Source organism: Streptomyces roseicoloratus (assembly GCF_004117935.1).
GTDB classification, from domain to species: Bacteria; Actinomycetota; Actinomycetes; order Streptomycetales; family Streptomycetaceae; genus Streptomyces; species Streptomyces roseicoloratus.
Genome location: NZ_SDOY01000166.1, coordinates 107,917 through 126,086, shown reverse-complemented (window position 1 = coordinate 126,086; position 18,170 = coordinate 107,917). Strand labels below are relative to the sequence as shown.

General features: G+C 73.0%; 17 protein-coding genes. 4 read left to right on the top strand and 13 right to left on the bottom strand.

Annotation, left to right across the window (positions count from 1 at the left end):
- Window positions 1-13: 13 nt before the first annotated feature.
- The 3 genes from ESG85_RS29365 to ESG85_RS29355 are packed head-to-tail and all read right to left on the bottom strand — an operon-like array spanning window position 14 to window position 2,909.
- A complete protein-coding gene (locus ESG85_RS29365; protein WP_128984203.1) occupies window positions 14-841 on the bottom strand; it encodes an ATP-binding cassette domain-containing protein in 828 nt (275 codons plus the stop codon).
- A complete protein-coding gene (locus ESG85_RS29360; protein ID WP_128984202.1) occupies window positions 838-1,893 on the bottom strand; it encodes an ABC transporter permease in 1,056 nt (351 codons plus the stop codon). Before ESG85_RS29360 ends, ESG85_RS29365 begins: the two co-directional genes overlap by 4 nt.
- Window positions 1,890-2,909, bottom strand: coding sequence for a sugar ABC transporter substrate-binding protein (locus ESG85_RS29355; RefSeq protein ID WP_246095362.1), 1,020 nt, complete (start codon window positions 2,907-2,909; stop codon window positions 1,890-1,892). Before ESG85_RS29355 ends, ESG85_RS29360 begins: the two co-directional genes overlap by 4 nt.
- Before the next feature lie 175 nt (window positions 2,910-3,084).
- Here ESG85_RS29355 and ESG85_RS29350 point away from each other — a divergent pair, with 175 nt between their 5' ends.
- Window positions 3,085-4,092: a Gfo/Idh/MocA family protein gene (locus ESG85_RS29350; RefSeq protein WP_128984200.1), complete on the top strand. Its 1,008-nt coding sequence runs from the start codon at window positions 3,085-3,087 to the stop codon at window positions 4,090-4,092.
- A 49-nt stretch (window positions 4,093-4,141) separates the two neighbouring features.
- On the opposite strand, the gene ESG85_RS29345 is transcribed toward ESG85_RS29350, so the two are convergent.
- From ESG85_RS29345 to ESG85_RS29335, 3 genes are read right to left on the bottom strand one after another with little or no spacing between them, the layout of a single operon-like run.
- Complete coding sequence (locus ESG85_RS29345) at window positions 4,142-5,320, bottom strand: cytochrome P450 family protein (protein WP_128984199.1); 1,179 nt, start codon at window positions 5,318-5,320, stop codon at window positions 4,142-4,144.
- A 9-nt stretch (window positions 5,321-5,329) separates the two neighbouring features.
- Window positions 5,330-6,022, bottom strand: coding sequence for a response regulator (locus ESG85_RS29340; RefSeq protein ID WP_128984198.1), 693 nt, complete (start codon window positions 6,020-6,022; stop codon window positions 5,330-5,332).
- Window positions 6,019-7,233, bottom strand: coding sequence for a sensor histidine kinase (locus ESG85_RS29335; RefSeq protein ID WP_128984197.1), 1,215 nt, complete (start codon window positions 7,231-7,233; stop codon window positions 6,019-6,021). Before ESG85_RS29335 ends, ESG85_RS29340 begins: the two co-directional genes overlap by 4 nt.
- 155 nt (window positions 7,234-7,388) lie before the next feature.
- On the opposite strand from ESG85_RS29335, the gene ESG85_RS29330 reads away from it, so the two are divergent.
- Window positions 7,389-7,607, top strand: a complete 219-nt coding sequence (locus ESG85_RS29330) for a hypothetical protein (protein ID WP_128984196.1) — start codon at window positions 7,389-7,391, stop codon at window positions 7,605-7,607.
- Here ESG85_RS29330 and ESG85_RS29325 read toward each other — a convergent pair.
- Window positions 7,604-8,560, bottom strand: a complete 957-nt coding sequence (locus ESG85_RS29325; protein ID WP_128984195.1) for a DMT family transporter — start codon at window positions 8,558-8,560, stop codon at window positions 7,604-7,606. The two genes, ESG85_RS29330 and ESG85_RS29325, sit on opposite strands and share 4 nt — an antisense overlap.
- Before the next feature lie 382 nt (window positions 8,561-8,942).
- A complete protein-coding gene (locus ESG85_RS29320) occupies window positions 8,943-9,557 on the bottom strand; it encodes a dihydrofolate reductase family protein (RefSeq protein WP_128984194.1) in 615 nt (204 codons plus the stop codon).
- A 272-nt stretch (window positions 9,558-9,829) separates the two neighbouring features.
- On the opposite strand from ESG85_RS29320, the gene ESG85_RS29315 reads away from it, so the two are divergent.
- The gene (locus ESG85_RS29315) at window positions 9,830-10,570 is read left to right on the top strand and encodes an SDR family NAD(P)-dependent oxidoreductase (RefSeq protein ID WP_128984193.1); all 741 of its coding nucleotides are present in this window, start codon (window positions 9,830-9,832) and stop codon (window positions 10,568-10,570) included.
- A gap of 294 nt (window positions 10,571-10,864) precedes the next feature.
- Here ESG85_RS29315 and alc read toward each other — a convergent pair whose 3' ends face one another.
- Window positions 10,865-11,995: an allantoicase gene (gene alc, locus ESG85_RS29310; protein ID WP_374050254.1), complete on the bottom strand. Its 1,131-nt coding sequence runs from the start codon at window positions 11,993-11,995 to the stop codon at window positions 10,865-10,867.
- Window positions 11,996-11,997: 2 nt separating this feature from the next.
- Window positions 11,998-13,332, bottom strand: coding sequence for an allantoinase AllB (allB, locus tag ESG85_RS29305; RefSeq protein ID WP_128984192.1), 1,335 nt, complete (start codon window positions 13,330-13,332; stop codon window positions 11,998-12,000).
- A gap of 331 nt (window positions 13,333-13,663) precedes the next feature.
- Here allB and ESG85_RS29300 point away from each other — a divergent pair, with 331 nt between their 5' ends.
- Window positions 13,664-14,470: an IclR family transcriptional regulator gene (locus ESG85_RS29300; protein ID WP_128984191.1), complete on the top strand. Its 807-nt coding sequence runs from the start codon at window positions 13,664-13,666 to the stop codon at window positions 14,468-14,470.
- Window positions 14,471-14,679: 209 nt separating this feature from the next.
- Here ESG85_RS29300 and ESG85_RS29295 read toward each other — a convergent pair whose 3' ends face one another.
- From ESG85_RS29295 to ESG85_RS29285, 3 genes are all read right to left on the bottom strand, one after another.
- Window positions 14,680-15,360, bottom strand: a complete 681-nt coding sequence (locus tag ESG85_RS29295) for an ABC transporter ATP-binding protein (RefSeq protein ID WP_128984190.1) — start codon at window positions 15,358-15,360, stop codon at window positions 14,680-14,682.
- Window positions 15,357-16,433, bottom strand: a complete 1,077-nt coding sequence (locus tag ESG85_RS29290) for an ABC transporter permease (RefSeq protein ID WP_128984189.1) — start codon at window positions 16,431-16,433, stop codon at window positions 15,357-15,359. The genes ESG85_RS29295 and ESG85_RS29290 overlap by 4 nt, the downstream gene beginning before the upstream one ends.
- 162 nt (window positions 16,434-16,595) lie before the next feature.
- Complete coding sequence (locus ESG85_RS29285) at window positions 16,596-17,747, bottom strand: DNA topoisomerase subunit B (RefSeq protein WP_128984188.1); 1,152 nt, start codon at window positions 17,745-17,747, stop codon at window positions 16,596-16,598.
- Window positions 17,748-18,170 lie beyond the last annotated feature (423 nt).

The window sequence follows — 18,170 nt, the reverse complement described above, 5'->3', positions numbered from 1 at the left end:
TGTGAGGGGCGCGTCACGAAGCGGACGGCGGGCCGGCCGGTCGTTCCAGTTCGTGGCGCAGGTCTTCCAGCTCGCTGCCGCCGGCCATCTGGCGGGTCAACTCGTCCAGGGTGACGGAGTTCTTGGTGTGGCTGCCCGCCGTCACTCCGCGCTTGAGCAGCACGAAACGATCTCCGACGAGGTAGGCGTGGTGCGGGTTGTGGGTGATGAGGACCACGCCGAGGCCCTCGTCACGTGCGGCCGCCACGTACTTCAGGACGACTCCGGACTGCTTGACGCCGAGCGCGGCGGTCGGCTCGTCGAGGACCAGGACCTTGGCGCCGAAGTGGACGGCCCGGGCGATGGCCACGCACTGCCGCTCGCCGCCGGAGAGGGTGCCGATGGGCTGGTCCACGTCGCGCAGGTCGATGCCCATGCGCAGCAGCGCCGTACGGGTGGTCTCGCGCATCAGCGCGACGTCGAGGCGCTTGAAGGGGCCCTTGCCTCGGGTGGGCTCGGAGCCGAGGAAGAAGTTGCGCCAGACGGGCATCAGCGGGACGACCGCGAGGTCCTGGTAGACGGTGGCGATGCCGCGGTCCAGGGCCTCGCGCGGGCTGCCGAGGGTGAGCTCCTCGCCCTCGACGCGGAAGGTGCCGGCGTCGTGCCGGTGCAGTCCGGCGACGATCTTGATGAGGGTGGACTTGCCGGCGCCGTTGTCGCCGAGGACGCAGGTGATCGCTCCGGCGTCGACCCGCAGGGAGACGCCTTCGAGGGCGCGGATGTTGCCGTAGTACTTGCTGACGCCGTCGAGCTCGACGAGCGGCGGCCGGGCTTCCGTGGCCGTACGGGCTTCGGTGGTCACTTGACGGCCTCCACGCGCTTGCGGATCCAGGCGTTTAGGAGCGTCGCGAGCAGCAGCATCGCGCCGAGGAAGAACGTGAACCAGTCGGGGTTCCACTCGGCGTACACGATGCCCTTGCCGGTCATGCCGAAGAGGAACGCGCCGACCGCGGAGCCGATGGCGGAGCCGTAGCCGCCGGTGATCAGGCAGCCGCCGATGACGGCCGCGATGATGTAGATCAGCTCGTTGCCGACGCCCTCGCCGGACTGGACGACGTCGAACGAGAAGAGCAGGTGCTGGCCCGAGATCCAGGCGCAGAAGGCCACGCCCAGGTAGAGGCCGATCTTGGTCCTGCGGACCGGGACGCCGACCGCGCGGGCGGCGTCGGCGCCGCCGCCGACGGCGAAGATCCAGTTGCCGAACCGGGTGCGCAGCAGGATCCAGGTGGCGACGGCGACCAGGGCGAACCACCAGAGGATGGTCACCTTGAGCTCGACGCCGCCGACCGTCCAGGTCGACGCGAAGAGCTCGCGGGCGGAGGGGAAGCCCTCCATGTCGGCGATCGACTTGGTGGAGACGGTGCCGCCGATCAGCTTGGTGAAGCCGAGGTTCAGCCCGGTCAGCATGAGGAAGGTGCCGAGCGTGATGATGAAGCTGGGCAGCTTGCTGCGGGTCAGCATGAAGCCGTTGAACGCGCCGATGGCGAGGGTCACGAGCAGCGAGACGCCGACGCCGACCCACACGTTCGCGGTCATCTGGTAGCTGAACATCGACGAGACGAGCGCCGAGGTGGTGACGAGCACACCGGCCGACAGGTCGAACTCGCCGCCGATCATCAGCAGGGCGACCGGTACGGCCATGATCCCGATGGTGGAGGCCGCGTAGAGCACCGTGCCGAGGCTGGAGGCCCGCAGGAAGCCGTCGGCGACGATCGAGAAGAAGAGGAAGACGGCGACGGCGCCGACGACCGAGCCGAGCTCGGGCCGGGCGAGGAGCTTCTTCAGCGGCGAGGTGCGCAGCAGCCGTTCGTCGACGTGGTCGAGGCCGTCCGAGGGCGGGGAGGCGGCGCTCATCGGGTACCCCGCTCGGTGTAGTCCTTCAGCGCCGCGGCCTGGTCCCTGGTGATGATCTGCGGGCCGGTGAGGACCGGCTTGCCGCCGCCGAGGACGTCGGCGTTGTACTTGTACAGCCAGAGGAGGTCGACGGCCTGGTAGCCCTGGAGGTACGGCTGCTGGTCGACGGCGAAGCCGAGGGTGCCGGACTCCAGGCCGGAGGCGACCTTGGCGTTGAGGTCGAAGGTGTCGACCTCGGCCTTGCTCCCGGCGGTCCTCCTGGCCTGGGCGGCGGCGTCGGCGAAGGGCGCGCCGAGGGTCACGACGGCGTCGATCGACGGGTCCGACTGGAGCTTGGCGAGGATGGAGGCCTGGACGTCGGGCATGTTGGTGCCGTCGACGTAGAGGTTCTGCAGCTCGCCGCCGAAGGTCTGCTTCGCGCCGGCGCAGCGCTGCTCGTGGCCGACGTTGCCCTGCTCGTGCAGGACGCACAGGGCCTTCTTGCGGCCGCGCCGGTCGAGTTCCTCGCCGACGGCCTCGCCGGCGACGGTCTCGTCCTGGCCGATGTGGGTGAGGGCGCCGAAGGCCTTGGACTGTTCGGCGCCGGAGTTCACCGTGATCACCGGGATGCCGGCCTTCACGGCCTTCTCGACGGCCGTCCTCATCGCGTCGGGCTTGGCGAGGGTGACGATGATGCCGTCGACCTTCTTCGCCACGTACGAGTCGATGAGCTGGGCCTGCTGCTGCGCCTCGTCGCTGTGGGCGTAGAGGAAGTTGATGTTGTCCTTGACCGCGGCCTGCTTGGCACCGTTCTGGACGATGTCCCAGAAGGTGTCACCATCACCCGAGTGGGTGATCATGGCGAAGGTCCAGCGGGGGGTGTCGACGGCCGCCCGGCCCTGGGCCGCGGCCGCCTTGCGGGCGTCCTCCGCGCGCTTGCCGCCGGTGCTGCTGCATCCGGCGAGCGCGGCGGTCAGCGCCACCGCGAGCACGGCGCCGACCGCCGCGCGTACCCCTCCTGTGCGAACCCTGGTCACGAGGCCGTGCCCTCCTTTGTGTCCTTCTGCGTGCATTGCAGTATCGGTCATGAGGGTCGTGCCGATCTTCGGCGGGGCCCGGGACCGGCCCCGTCCGTCCTACCCGCGAACGGGCGGCCGGAACGCGCCGGGCGTGTCCTTGACACCCGGTCCGTTCCGAACGACCTTGGGGGCCATGCGGATCGGACTGGTCGGGACGGGACGGATCGGGGCGTTTCACGCCGGGGTGCTCGCACGGCACCCGGAGGTCGGGGCGCTGGTCCTGGCGGACGCCGACGCGCCGCGGGCCGCACGGGTGGCGGGAGCCCTCGGGGCGGAGGCGGCGCCTTCGGTCGAGGCGCTGTTCGCGCACCACGCGCTGGACGCGGTGGTGATCGCCTCGGCGACGGCCGCGCACGCGGAGCTGATCGGGCGGGCCGCGGCGGCCGGGCTTCCGGCGTTCTGCGAGAAGCCGATCGCCCTCGACGTCCCGGGGACGCTCGGCGCGCTGCGGGCCGTCGCGGCGGCCGGCACCGAGCTGCAGCTGGGATTCATGCGACGGTTCGACGCCGGGTACCGGGCGGCGCGGGAGGCCGTGGCGGCCGGGCGGCTCGGCCGGCTGCACACCGTACGGGCGGCGAGCTCGGATCCGGCGCCGCCGCCGGCGGCGTACCTGCCGCTGTCGGGCGGGCTCTACCGGGACTGCATGGTGCACGACTTCGACATCGTGCGGTGGGTGACCGGGCGCGAGGTCGTGGAGGTGTACGCGACGGGCTCGGACGCCGGCCCGGCGATGTTCCGGGAGGCGGGCGACCTGGACACGGCCGCCGCCCTGCTCACGCTGGACGACGGCACGCTGGTGACGGCGACCGCGACCCGCTGCAACGGCTCCGGTTACGACGTGCGGATGGAGCTGGCCGGGGAGCTGGCGCAGCTGGCGGTCGGTCTGGACGAGCGCACTCCGCTGGAGTCGGTCGAACCGATGGGCCCGCCGCCGCCCGCCAAGCCGTGGCCCGGTTTCCTGGAGCGGTTCGCCCCGGCGTACGAGGCGGAGCTGGACGCCTTCGTACGGCTGGTGCGCGGCGAGCGGGAGAACCCCTGCGACGGGGCCGAGGCGCTGGAGGCGCTGCGGGTCGCGGAGGCGTGCGTGCTGTCGCGCCGGGAGCGGCGGCCGGTGCGCCTCGCGGAGATCCCCGCGGCCTGACGGCCGAACCACGCCGTCGAGGCCGCGGGGCGGAGGGCCCCGAGGGGCCTCACCAGACGACGGGGAGCCTCCTGGTGCCGCGGACGAGCATGCCCGGGAGCCACTCGTACGGGCCGGACCGGGGGTCGAGTTCCAGCCGTGGGAAGCGCTCCAGGAGTGACCGGATGGCGATCTTGCCTTCCAGGCGGGCGAGCGGGGCACCCAGGCAGTAGTGGATGCCGTGGCCGAAGGCGAGGTGGCCGCGCGGGTCGCGGCGGATGTCGAAGGCGTCGGGTTGCGGGAAGCGGCGCGGGTCGCGTGCACCGGAGGCGAGGGCGACCACGACGACGGCTCCGGCGGGGATGACGGCGTCGCCGATCGGGACCGGCTCGGCCGCGAACCTGAGCGTCGCCGTCTCCACCGGGCCGTCGTAGCGCAGGCCTTCCTCGACCGTGCCGTCGATCAGGTAGAAGTCGGCGCGCAGAGCGGCGAGTTGATCGGGGTGGGTGAGCAGGGCGCGGACGGTGTTGGCGATGAGGTTGACGGTGGTCTCGTGGCCCGCGATGAGCAGCAGGTAGCCCAGGGCGCGGAGTTCGGGCAGCGAGAGCCGGTCGCCGTCCTCGGCGCGGGTGCGGATGAGGGCGGACAGCAGGTCGTCGGCGGGGCCGGCGGCACGCTTGTCCTCGATGAGTTCGCCGAGGTAGCCGCCGACCCCCTCGACGGCTTCCTGCTCGGTCATCGCCCCGGTGGGGGCGACGAGTTCGTTGGACCAGGCCCGGAAGGCGTCCCGGTCGGCGGCCGGGACGCCGAGCAGTTCGCAGATGACGGTGATCGGCAGCGGGAAGGCGAAGGAGTCGACGAGGTCGGCGCGGCCGTTCGGTGCCATGGCGTCCAGGAGTTCGTCGGTGAGCTCCTGGATCCGCGGGCGCAGCGCCTCGACGCGGCGGCCGGTGAACTCGCCGGCGACGAGCTTGCGCAGCCGGGTGTGGTCGGGCGGATCGATGATGAGCAGGTTCGGCCCGACGATCTCCTCCTCGGGAAGGGCGATGCCCATGGAGGAGAAGGACTTGGAGAACCGCTGGTCGGCGAGGGCGGCGCGGGCCTCGTCGTAGCCGACGATCAGCCAGGCCGGCATGCCGTCCGGTGTGAGGACCTCGTGGACCGGACCGGCCCCTCGGAGCTTCGCGTAGTACGGGTACGGGTTCGCGGTGAAGTCCGCGCCGTATTCCCCCAGATCGATGACGGACATCAGTCCACCCTAGGACCCGTTCTGCCCGTCCGGGAGGTCCGGGAGTCCGGCGTCGTGGACGAGCAGGGCGATCTGGACACGGTTGTTGAGGCCGAGTTTGGCCAGGATGCGCGAGACGTGGGTCTTGACGGTGGGGACGCTCATGCAGAGGGCGGCGGCGATCTCGGCGTTGGAGCGGCCCTGGCCGACGGCGACGGCGACCTCGCGCTCGCGCACGGCGAGCGGGGCGAGGCGTTCGAGGGCGAGGGCGCGGCGCGACGGCCGGGGCGGCGTCCCGCCGTGCCCGGCGACGTGGCTCATGAGCCGGCGGGTCACGGCGGGCGAGAGCACGGGATCACCGGCGGCGACCCGGCGGACGGCGGCGACGATCTCGGCCGGCGGGGTGTCCTTGAGGACGAAGCCGGCGGCCCCGGCGCGCAGCGCGCGCAGCACCTGCTCGTCGGCGTGGAAGGTGGTGAGGACGACGACCTCGGGGGCGCCGGGCCGGGAGCGCAGTTCCTCGGTGGCGGCGAGGCCGTCGACCGCGGGCATGCGGATGTCCATGAGGACGACGTCGGGGGCGAGCCGGTCGACGAGGGCGGGGACCTCGGCGCCGTCGGCGCCTTCGCCGACGATCGTGATGTCCTCCGCTCCGCCGAACATGAAGGCGAGGCCCGCGCGGACCAGGGGGTCGTCGTCGATGATCAGCAGCCGGATGGTCATGCGGGCCACGGTAGCCATGCGTGGACGGCGAACCCGCCGTCGGGGGCCGGTCCGTGGTCGAGACGGCCGCCGGCGAGGGTGGCGCGCTCGGTGAGACCGATGAGTCCCTGCCCGGAGCCGGGGACGTCCGTGACGGGGCCGGAGGGCGCGGCGTTGCGGACGTCGACGGTGAGGCCGTCGCCGGGGCGGCCGCGCACGGTGACGGTGACCTCGGCGCCGGGGGCGTGCTTGCGGGCGTTGGTGAGGGCCTCCTGGGCGATCCGGTAGACGGTGCGGCCGGTGGCGACGGGCACCGTGTCCGGGTCGGTGACGGCGGAGTCGAGGACGACCTTCATGCCGGCCCCACGGACCTCGGCGACGAGGGTGTCGAGGGTGGCGAGGGTGGGCTGCGGGCGGTCCTCGGCGCCCTCGCCCGGGGAGCGCAGCACACCGATGATCTCCCGCAGGTCCTGGAGGGCCTCGTGGGCGCTGTCCCGGATGACTCCGGCGGCCCGGGCGATCTGCTCGGGCGGGGCGTCGGGCCGGAACTCCAGGGCGCCGGCGTGCACGCTGAGCAGGGTCAGCCGGTGGGCGAGGACGTCGTGCATCTCGCGGGCGATGGCCTCGCGGGCCGCCCGCTGCGCCTGCTCGACGCGCAGCTCCGCCTCGGCCTCGGCGCGCAGGGCCCGGTCGCGCAGCGCCTCGACCAGCCGGCGGCGGGAGCGTACGAGCATGCCCCAGGCCGTGACGAGGAGAACGACGACGACGCCGAGCGCGATGCCGAGGGGGACGCCCGTCTCGGGGTCGGGGCGGACGAAGACCTGGACGGTCGAGGCGGCGATGGCGAGCAGCCCGATCCCGGCGACCTGCCGGAACGGGCGGCGCACGGCGACGCTGAACAGGCTCGCGAGGAGAGCGCCGGCCGCGGTGGGCGCGACGACGCTGACGACGGACAGGGTCACGGCGAGGCCGACGGGCCACCGGCGGCGCAGCCAGAGCGCGACGCAGGCGAGAGCGCCGACGATCTGGTCGGCGAGGGTGACGGCCTCGCTGTTGTACCGGGCGCTGGTCTCGGCGGCGAGCAGCCCGACGAACGCGGCGAGCAGGAACAGACAGGTGTCCACCACCCAGTCCCGCGCGGTCCGCCGCGGCCGCGGCCCCTCCGCCCCGTCGAGCGCGCCCGTCCGGGCGGCCTCGACCAGGTGGGAAGGGAGCAGCCAGGTGCGTGTCATACGGGAAATGTACGCAGGTGGGAGCCGTGTCGCGGCCCGGGAACGGCCGGTCGATACCAAAGTCGCACGGCCCGCGACTTCGGTCGTACGGCTCCGCATCGACGCGATACCTCCGCCCGACGCGGCGACACCCGCCCGGGGATCAGGCTCGGGGCATGAAGAAACTTCTCGAGGTGACGGGCTTCCTGCTGACGGTCTTCGGCGTCTTCGGCGTCATCCGCGAACTGACCGGGGGCTGGTTCCGCTTCATGGGCGTGACCCGCTTCCTGACGGAGAACGTCTGGTTCCTGGAGCACCGCGCCCTGTTCGCGAACATCGTGATCGCGGCGCTGGGCCTCGCGCTGATGGTGATGTCGGACCGGGTGAAGAGTTAGGTCGCCCTCTTCGGATCCGGCCGGGATCCGGAGGAGACGACCCCGGCCGCCCCGCGGCCCCACGCCGTGCCCGCCAGGACCAGTGCCGCGCCCGCCAGGCCCACGAGGCCCGGGCGGTCGCCGGCCAGGGCGATGCCCGCGGCGGCGGCCCACAGGGGCTCGGTGCCGAGCAGCAGGCTGACCCGGGACGGCGAGGTGCGGCGCACGGCCCACATCTGCACGAAGAAGGCGAAGAGCGTGCAGAAGACGGAGAGGAAGAGCAGGCCCGCCCATTCGCCCGGCCCGAAGTCCGCTGCCGCCGCCCACGGCGTGGCGCCGCTGCCCGGGAGGGCGGACAGGACGGCGAAGACGGCGACGGCGGAGCCGAGTTGGACGGTGGTGAGCGACAGGGAGTCCGCGCTCCGGACGGCCTTGATCCGCGCCATCGCGAGCACGTGGACGGTGCGGGCGAGGGCCGCGAGCAGCATCAACAGGTCGCCGAGGGAGGGCGCGGTGAACCCGCCGCCCTGCGTCAGCAGCACCACGCCCGCCACCGAGAGCCCGGCGGCGGCCAGGAAGGCCCGGGGCGGCCGGATCCGCGTGACGGCGGCCTCGGCGAGCGGTGTGAAGATCATGGTGAGGCTGATGATCAGACCCGCGTTGGTGGCGGAGGTCTGGACGACGCCGTACGTCTCCAGGAGGAAGATCCCGGCGAGGATCAGGCCGAGGACGGCCGCCCCGCGCCACTGTGCGGCGTCCAGCGCCCGCAGCCTGCGCCACCCGGCCGTGACGAGGACCGGCAGCACCACGGCGAACCGCAGGACGAGGACGGCGAGCACCGTGTGGGCGGTGGTGATGCCCTTGGCGGCGAGGTAGCTGGCTCCCCAGACGACCGCGACGAGCAGGACGGGCAGATCGGTGAGCCAGGCGCGGCGGGGAGCGCCGAGGGGTACGGGTACGGCGGCGGTCGTCATCGTCGAGCGGTCTCCGGCTCGTGGGGCGGGGTGGAGACGTCGGCGGCTCTCACACGGGAAGGATCACCGTATCGGCCGGGGAGGATGGTGGCTACATCTTTCCCGCGCGCATCCCGGCCGGCTCCCCCGCGCATCCCGGTCGGCTCCCACGCGCCTCGCTCCTCCGCGCCTCGCGCCCCGCACCCGGCTCCCCCTCTCCCCGCGCCCCGTGCCCGCTCCTCCGCGCCTCGCTCCTCCACTCCCCGCGCCCGCTTCTCCGCTCCCCGCGCCCCTCCCGCCCGCACAACCGCCGTGCGCCGCTGCCGCCGTGCGCTGTCGCCGCCGTGCGCCCCTCGGTGCCGTGCGCCCGTCGGTGCCGGAGGCCGTCGGCGCCGGACGCCCGCTACTCGCCGATGGTGCCGAACGTCGGCCGTCCCGCCTGCTCGTACGTCTGGATGGTGACGCCCTTGCTCGTGGTGCGGGAGCCGGCGAGCCGGAAGGCGCTCGGCGTGGCGCCCTCGGTGAAGAGGCGGCGGCCCTTGCCGAGCACGACCGGGAAGACGAGCAGGTGCAGGGTGTCGATCAGGTCGTGCTCCAGGAGGGTGCGCGCCAGGCCGCCGCTGCCGTGCATCTGGATCTCGCCGTCCAGGCGGGACTTGAGCGCGGAGACCGCGTCGGCGGCGTCGCCCCGCAGGACGGTCGTGGTGGGCCAGTCGGCCTCGCCGAGCGTGGTGGAGACGACGTACTTGGGGAGGGCGTTCAGCTTGCCCGCGATCGGGTCGGCGGGGTCGGTCTGCTTCGGCCAGTAGCTCGCGAAGATGTCGTAGGTGCGGCGGCCCAGGAGGAAGGCGTCGGGCCGTTCGAAGAGCGTGTTGACGAACCGGCCGAAGTCGTCGTCGACGTACGGGTGGACCCAGCCGCCGAGGTCGAAGCCGCCGGTGGTGTCCTCCTCGGGGCCGCCGGGGGCCTGGTAGACGCCGTCGAGGGTGAGGAACTGGGTGAGGCTCAGGGTGGCCATGACGGGTGCCTTTCGGTTCGGCCGGGTCTCCCCGGACCATGGTGTCCCACTCCTTCCGACCGTGCCGCTCGGCGGAACTGATCGGTGGGTGCGCCGGGGTCGCCGCCGGGCCCGTCCCTTGGCCGTCTCGGCGTCCGATTCCCGCCAGCGCCGGCACTCCCGCCCACGTTTGATTGAGCACGCAACAACACGCGGCAACACGTGGCCCCGCTTCGCAGCGCACGACATGCGCGGCGAAGCGCGATGACCACCGACGTACGAGGAGTTCGGGAATGTCCACGATGAACGGCAAGGCGGTTCTGGTCACCGGCGGCAGCCGGGGCATGGGCGCGGCGACGGCCGTCCGCCTGGCCCGTGAGGGCGCGGACGTGGCCTTCACCTACGTCCGCGGCGAGGAGCAGGCCCGGGAGGTCGCCGCCCGGATCGAGGAGGCCGGCGGCAAGGCGTTCCCGCTGCGGGCGGACGCCGGGGACGCGGGCGACGCGGCGGGAGCGGTGGAGTGGGCGGCCGACGCCCTCGGCCGGCTCGACGTCCTGGTCAACAACGTCAGCGTCGGTCTCCTCGGCCCGCTGGAGTCGATCTCCCTGGCCGACGTGGACCGGGTGCTGGCGGTGAACGTCCGCTCCGCCTTCCTCGCCTCGCAGGCGGCGGCCGCGCGCATGGAAGAGGGCGGCCGGATCGTCACCATCGGCACCTGCATGACCCAGCGGGTGCCGGGCCCGGGCGGCACGCTGTACACGACCAGCAAGGCCGCGCTGGTCGGCCTGACGAAGGCCCTCGCCCGGGAGCTCGGCGGCCGGGGCATCACGGCCAACATCGTCCACCCGGGTCCGACGGACACCGACATGAACCCGGCCGACGGCCCGTACGCGGAGGGCCAGGCCCGGATGACGGCACTCGGCCGCTTCGGTACGGCGGAGGAGGTCGCGGCGATGGTCGCCTTCCTGGCCGGGCCGGACGCGCGCTACGTGACGGGCGCCGAGTTCTCGGTGGACGGCGGCCACGCCGCTTGAGCGGCACGCGCCCTGCCCGCGCCGCGTGAGACGCGAGGGCGCACCGGTGCTGTCATTCCGGTGCGCCCTCGCGGGCCGAGCGGGGTGTCGTACCCGCTCAGTTCGGGGTGGCGCGGCGGTGCCGGCCGCCGCGCGCCTGGGCCGTTTCGCCGGAACCGGCCAGGCTCCGGAAGAGACGGCCTGGGGCCGGGGCGGTCGGTCGGCCCGCCGGGCCCCGGTGCCGGGGCGGGCGGTCGGCCCGCCGGGCCCCGGTGCCGGGGCGGTCGGCCCACCCGGCACCGGTGTCGGACGGCGTCAGCCGCCGAGCTCCTGGTGGCGGGCGGTCAGCTTGGCCGCGCCCGCCTCGGTGAGGGAGCCGAAGAGACGGAGGCGGGAGATGCCGCCGTCCGGGTAGATGTCGATCCGCACCCGGGAGCCGACCGCCGGCGTGTCGAGCACGAAGCGGTGGTTGGTGTCGGGCTGGAGGCGGGTCCGGGGCAGGATCTCGGTCCAGTCCTCGGAGCCCTCGGCGGCCACGGACAGCGCGGCCCAGCCGGCGCTGTTGCCCTTGAGGTACGCGGTGTCGATCTCGACGGCGCGGATCTCGGACTCGGCGGCGAGGCTGTAGCGGATCCAGTCGTTGCCCTTGTCGCGGCGGCGGCGGGTCTCCCAGCCGTCGTCCATCTTGCGCGAGCGGCCGGGCTGGATGGTGTTGGTGGCCGGGGAGTAGAAGCGGTCGGAGGCGTCCTCGACCTGGCCGCCGTTCTCCAGGGCCGCGAGGTCGAAGGTGCCGAGCACGGCCAGCCACGCCGGGTCCGGGGCGACCTCGCCGTACACGCGGAGGCGGGCGATGCCGCCGTCCGGGTGCTGGTTGACCCGGAGGTGGGTGAAGCGCTGCTCGACGTCGACGGCGAAGCCGTTGGCGGCGTGGCCGCCGATGGCGGTGCGCGGGACGAGGGTCGTCCACTTCACGTCGTCGGCGAGCAGCTCCTCGGGCGAGGGCGAGCCGGCGACCGAGGTGGCCTCGATCGAGACGGCCTGCGGGTAGTTGCCGCGGAAGTGGGCGGTGTCCACGACGATGCCGCGGATCACGCCGGGCGCACCGAGGCGTACGAGGGCCCAGTCGTGGTCGTCCTCGGTGGGGTGCGGCTGCTCGGCGGAGACGCCGCGGCGGCGGCGGGTCTCCCAGCCGTCCATGATCTTGCCCTTGTGGCCGAAGTGCTCGGGGTCGAACTCGGCGGCCTCGGGCTTGAGCAGGTTCTCGCGCTCGGCGAAGAACTCGTCGTTGGCGGCGATCACGCCCGCGCCCAGGCGGCGGTCGGCGAGGTCCGCGTACTGGGTGAAGGGGAAGTCGGCCGTGCGGTAGTCGGCGTACGGGTCGCCGCCTCCGTAGGGGCTGGCGTCGCCGGTGAAGGAGGCCAGAGGGGATATGTGCAGCCCGGTCACGGTCAGTTGTTCCTTTCGAGGAGGCGGCCCGAAGGCTCGGCCAGGGTGCCGCGGTCGTTGATGCGTTCGCCGCGCAGCCAGGTGGAGGTGACGACGCCGTACAGGGTCCGGCCCGCGTAGGCGGTGATCCGGTTGCGGTGCTGGAGCTCGGCCGGGTCGACGGTGAAGGTGGCGTCCGGGTCGAGTACGGCGAAGTCGGCGTCGCGTCCGGGCTCGATGGCGCCCTTGCGGGAGAGGCCGGCGAGCTCGGCCGGGGCCTGCGACATCCAGCGGGCGACGTCGGTGAGGTCGTGGCCGCGGCGGCGGGCCTCGGTCCAGATGGCGGGCAGGCCGAGCTGGAGGGAGGAGATGCCGCCCCAGGCGGAGGCGAAGTCGCCGGTCTTGAGGTCGGCGGTGGACGGCGAGTGGTCGGAGACGATGCAGTCGATGGTGCCGTCGGCGAGGCCCTGCCAGAGCAGGTCCTGGTTGGCGGCCTCGCGGATGGGCGGGCAGCACTTGAACTCGGTGGCGCCGTCGGGGACCTCCTCGGCCGTGAGGGTGAGGAAGTGCGGGCAGGACTCGACGGTGATCTTGACGCCCTCGGCCTTGGCGGCGGCGATGAGCGGCAGCGCGTCGGAGGAGGACAGGTGCAGCACGTGGACGCGGGCGCTCAGCCGCCGGGCCTGGTTGACCAGGTTCTCGATGGCCGTGTTCTCGGCGACGCGGGGCCGGGAGGCGAGGAAGTCGGCGTACCTCTCGCCCGCCTTCTGCGGGGCGGCGTCCAGCTCGTGCGGGTCCTCGGCGTGGACGATCATCAGTCCGCCGAAGCCGGCGATCTCGGCGAGGGAGGCGGCCAGCTGCTCCTGGTCGAGCTGCGGGAACTCGTCGACGCCGGAGGGCGAGAGGAAGCACTTGAAGCCGAAGACGCCCGCGTCGTGCAGGGGGCGCAGGTCCTTGACGTTGTCGGGCAGCGCGCCGCCCCAGAAGCCCGTGTCGACGTGGGCCTTCGGGCGGGCGACGTCCTGCTTGGTCCGCAGGTGCTCGACCGTGGTGGTGGGCGGCAGCGAGTTGAGCGGCATGTCGAGCAGGGTGGTGATGCCGCCGGCGGCCGCGGCGCGGGTGGCGGTCCAGAAGCCCTCCCACTCCGTGCGGCCGGGGTCGTTGACGTGGACGTGGGTGTCGACGAGACCGGGCAGGACGACGTCGTCGCCGACGTCCTCGAGCCGGGCCCCGGCGGGCACCTCGGCGTCGTGGGGCAGCACGGCCGCGATCGTCCCGCCGGCGACGGCGATCGACGCCGCACGCGTCCCCTCGGGAGTGATGACACGCGTCGAACGCAGGACCAGGTCGATGTCCACCCGTACCCCTTCTTCCTCGCCTGCTTCCGGGAAGCAGAAATTCAACGAACTGTTGAAGGAGTGTGCGTCCGGGACGACAGGTCGTCAAGGGCACACTTCCAGGATGAGACGCGGACGAACCGCGCTTGGATGTTTCCACGAAGTGGAATGCGAATTTCGTACCGTAGAACGTAGCTCCGCACATGCGGGGTGCACCCGGAGCCCTCACGGCAGTCGCCGACAAACGGACAAACACCCCCTGACCGGCCCGGACACCGGAACCTGGGCCGTGTGCCCGGCGCGGCGGCCCGGTAGGCTGCTGACGTGCCGCCTGCCCCGAAAGGACCGTGACGTGCCGACGTCCAGCGCCAGCACCACCGACGCCGCCAAACCCGCCGCGAGCGGGGGCGTCCAGTCCCTCGAGCGTGCCTTCGACCTCCTCGAGCGGATGGCCGACGCCGGCGGCGAGGTCGGGCTGAGCGAGCTCTCCGCCAGCAGCGGCCTGCCGCTGCCCACCATCCACCGTCTCATGCGCACCCTGGTCGCCTGCGGATACGTCCGCCAGCAGCCCAACCGGCGCTACGCCCTCGGCCCCCGCCTGATCCGCCTCGGCGAGTCCGCCTCCCGGCTGCTCGGCACCTGGGCCCGCCCCTATCTGGCGCGGCTCGTGGAGGAGACCGGCGAGACCGCGAACATGGCGCTGCTCGACGGCGACGAGATCGTGTACGTCGCGCAGGTGCCGTCCAAGCACTCGATGCGCATGTTCACCGAGGTCGGCCGGCGGGTGCTGCCGCACTCCACCGGCGTCGGCAAGGCGCTGCTCGCCCACACCCCGGCCGACGAGGTCCGCGCGCTCCTCGCCCGTACGGGCATGCCGGCCGCGACCGAGAAGACGATCACCACGCCCGAGGGCTTCCTGGAGGCGCTGGCGACCGTCCGCGAGACGGGCTACGCGGTCGACGACAACGAGCAGGAGATAGGAGTCCGCTGCCTCGCGGTGCCGGTACCCGACTCCCCCACCGCGGCGGCCATCTCCATCTCGGGCCCGGCGGGCCGCGTGACCGAGGCGGCGACCGAGAAGATCGTCCCGATCCTCCACCAGGTCGCCGAGGAACTCTCGACCGCCCTCGCCAACACGGCGGGCAACGGACACGGCTGAGAACGCGCGGAGGTGCCCGGAACCACACGGTTCCGGGCACCTCCGCGCTTCCGTCGGACGCGCGCCGCACCCCGCGGCCCCAGGCAGCCTCCGCCGGACCCGCGCCACACCCCTCGGCCCGCGCCACACCCCTCGGCCCGCGCCACATCCCTCGGCTCTCGCCGCATCCGCCGGACGCGCACCGCATCCGTCGGACCCGCGCCGCTCCGTCAGACGCGTGCCTCCTCCGTGATCCGTCCGTCCCGCACGGTCACCACCCGGTCCGCCCGGTCCAGGTGCGTGCGGTCGTGGGTGACCAGGACCGTCGCCGTCCCGCGCTCCGCCGTCAGCCCGGCGAGCAGCTCCATGACCGCCGCGCCCCGCTCGTGGTCCAGGGCGCTGGTCGGCTCGTCGACGAGCAGCACGGACGGCTCGTTCATGAGCGCCCGGGCGATGTTCACGCGCTGGCGCTGCCCGCCGGAGAGCTGGTGCGGGCGGCGGTGCGCCTGCACCGCCAGACCGACCGCGTCCAGCAGCTCCCCGGCCCGTTCCCTCGCCGTCCGGCTCGTCCGCCCGGACAGATGGGCCATGACCTGGAGCTGCTCCAGGGCGGTGAGCGAGGGCAGCAGGTTCGGCTGCTGGAACACGATGCCGACCGTCTCGCGCCGCAGCTCCGCCTTCTGCGCGGGACCGAGCGACGAGGTCTCGGTACCGGCCACGACGACCCGTCCGCTGTCCGGGGTGACCAGGGTCGCGGCGACCGCGAGCAGGCTGGACTTTCCGGAGCCCGACGGGCCGACGACCGCGGCGAGCGATCCCGCGGGCACATCGAGGGACACGGCGTCGAGGGCCGTGAGCCGGCCGTCGCCGTCCGGGTAGGTCAGGGTCACGTGGTCGAGCAGCAGGCTCATCGGGCACTCCCGAGGGCGGTCAGGGGATCGACGGCGGTGATCCGCCGGATGGACAGGGCCGCGCCGAGCACTCCGAGGACGACGATCACGGCGGCGGGGCCGAGCACGGTCAGCGGGTCGAGCACGAAGGGCACGTCGCCGCCGCTGATCAGCGCGCCGAAGCCGACGGCGAGTCCGGTGCCGAACAGCGTGCCGGCGGTCAGCATCACCACGGCCTGGCCGAGCGCGTCCTTCAGGAGGTACCGCGTCGAGGCGCCGAGCGCCTTGAGGACCGCCACGTCGGCGCTGCGCTGGATGGTCCAGACGGTGAAGAAGGCCCCTATGACGAGCGCGGAGATCGCGAAGAGGAAGCCGCGCATCAGCTGCAGCGAGCCGTTCTCGGCCTGGTAGGACCCTATGGCGCCGAGCGCCTCGTCGATCGTCTTCGAGGAGGTCCTCAGGGCGGCGTCCCCGGCCGCCCAGTCGGCGCCCGCGCCGCTGAGCGCGATGACGGTGGCCTGCTCCTCGGGCGTGGTGCCGCTGTGCCCGAGCTTCTGCCAGTCGCCGAGGGAGGTCCACACGACGGGCGTGTGGCTGTACGAGGCGTCCCCGGAGACCGCGGCGACCGCCGCGTCCAGGGTGCCGAGGCGCACCGTGTCCCCGGGGGTGACGTCGAGTTCCTTCGCCGCCGACGTGGAGAGGACCACCCGGCCGGGGCCGGTGCCGCCGGGCGCGATCCCGGATCCGGACGCGGTGCCGAAGGCGGAGACGGCCGCGGTGCGCCCGCCGGCCGCCGCGTTGAGGGTGCGGATGCCGAGCGGCTCGGCGGCGCTGACGCCGGGCCGGGCGGCCCAGTCCCGCCACTGCGAGGCGGTGACGGTCGAGTCGGTGAAGGAGACCGACCGGCCGTCGGGCGGGGCGGCGAAGGCCAGCCGGTCCGCCGGCAGGCCGGTGATCGCGGAGACGTTCTCCCGGGCGAGCCCGGCGGTCAGCCCCGACAGCAGTCCGACGAGCAGGGTGATCAGGACGATCACCGTGCCCATCAAGGTGAATCGCCCCTTGGCGAATCTCAGGTCTCTCCATGCCACGAACATGCGCCCAAGCCTGCTGCGCGAGGGCCGGGGCGGGCATCGCGCCACGGATGGCTCCGGGGTCGAACTTTCGGTTGATTCGGCAGATCGCCGTCACCTGGGCAGACGTGCGGAGTGAGCTCTCCATGACGGCCTTGGCGGCTGCGTGTGTCCGGTGTGCTGCCGTCAGTGGCGAGGGGCCTTCGAGATCCGGGCGAGGACGGCCGTCGCCCGCGCCGGGTCGGCGCGCAGCCAGGCGATCAGGTGCTCTCGTACGGCCTCCGCAACGCAGGCGCGGACGGGCCTGTTGCCCAGTCGGCTGCGGGTTGCCCCCTCGAACTCGGGCGAGTCCAGCTTCACCGACACGACCGCCGTCAGGCCCGCACCGAGCTGAGCGGGGGTGAAGTCGGGATCGGAAGGACCGAGCAGCCGTCGTTCCCGGGCATAGCCATGGAGCGCGGCTGCCAGGCCGTCTCGGAAGCCGAGTTCGTGCGTGCCGCCGTCGGTGGTCGGCAGGCTGTTGGCGTAGCTTGCGATCCGTTCCTCTCGGAAGTCGCACCAGCGGAGGGCCACCTCCACCGTTCCCTCCATCTCGGAGTACTCGCGCTCGAAGCCGATCACGTCCGGGTGGAGTGGGGCGCTCTGTTCCGCGAGGTAGTCCTTCGGGCCGCCAGGAAAGCGAAGGTGCACGGCCCGGGGCGCCGCAGGGTCGCGGTCATCGGTCAAGGTGATGTCCAACTCGCGGTTCAGGAAGGCCAGTTCCCTGAACCGCTCGACCAGTGCGTCGAACGAGAACACCCGCGTCTCGAAGATCTCGTCGTCGGGCCGGAAAGTGAGCGCGGTACCGCTGCCGTCGGCCGGCCCGGAGCGGGCGGGCACCCCGACGGGCACGCCTCGCTCGTACTCCAGCACCCAGCGGGTGCCGTCGCGCCGTACCTCTGCCATCAGACTGCTCGACAAGGCGTTGACGACGGCCAACCCGATACCGAAACATCCGACGTGCAGCGAGTGTCGGCCGGCGGGCGGTGCCCCGCAGGAGAGCACGGTCAATCGGGTCTCCAGCGAAGGGCCGTCGGTGGAGCCGGCGTGGCCGACGGTAAGCGCCGTGCCGTCGTCGGCGACACGGACGCCGCCGTCGGCGGTGAGAGTGATCTCGACACAGCTGGCGGTGCCGCCGAGGATCTCGCTCAGCGACCGCTCGGCGGCCTCGAGCACCAGGTGGTGAAGACCCCGTTCACCGACCGATCCGATGTACATCCCGGGTCGTTTCCGAACTGCCTCCCGGCCCTCCAGCACCACGATCGCGCCGGCGTCGTAGGTCGTGGATTCCTCGCTCATGGTGCCCCCTCCGAGGGTGTCCGACACAGCTCCCCCAGCCTAGGGAATTCCCCAGAAAGCACCAGGTCAGAGCAGAAACGGCGGGGCCCCGGACGGGCTCCTGAAGGGCGATCGGGGGCGGTCCGGCGGGAAGGGTGCGCGCTGCTGCGGCAGGGCCGCCGCGGCCCTCCGAGGACCGTTTGCGGCCCTGGCTCGGGCGGCCCTGGGGCACGAACGTCAAGGAGTCTTCACCTCGGCGCGGTGCGGCCGTGGATGCGGCGTGAACCGCTTGAGGTCTCGTCGTCGGCGCGGGGCGAGGTCGTGGGCCCGGTCGGGTGGCCGGTCGGCCTCAGGTGGGCCGGCGGACCCCGCTCCGCGCTTCCGGCACGGCGGTTGCCTCGACGCCTCGAAGTCGATCATCGGCGACCGATCAGGGATCCGACC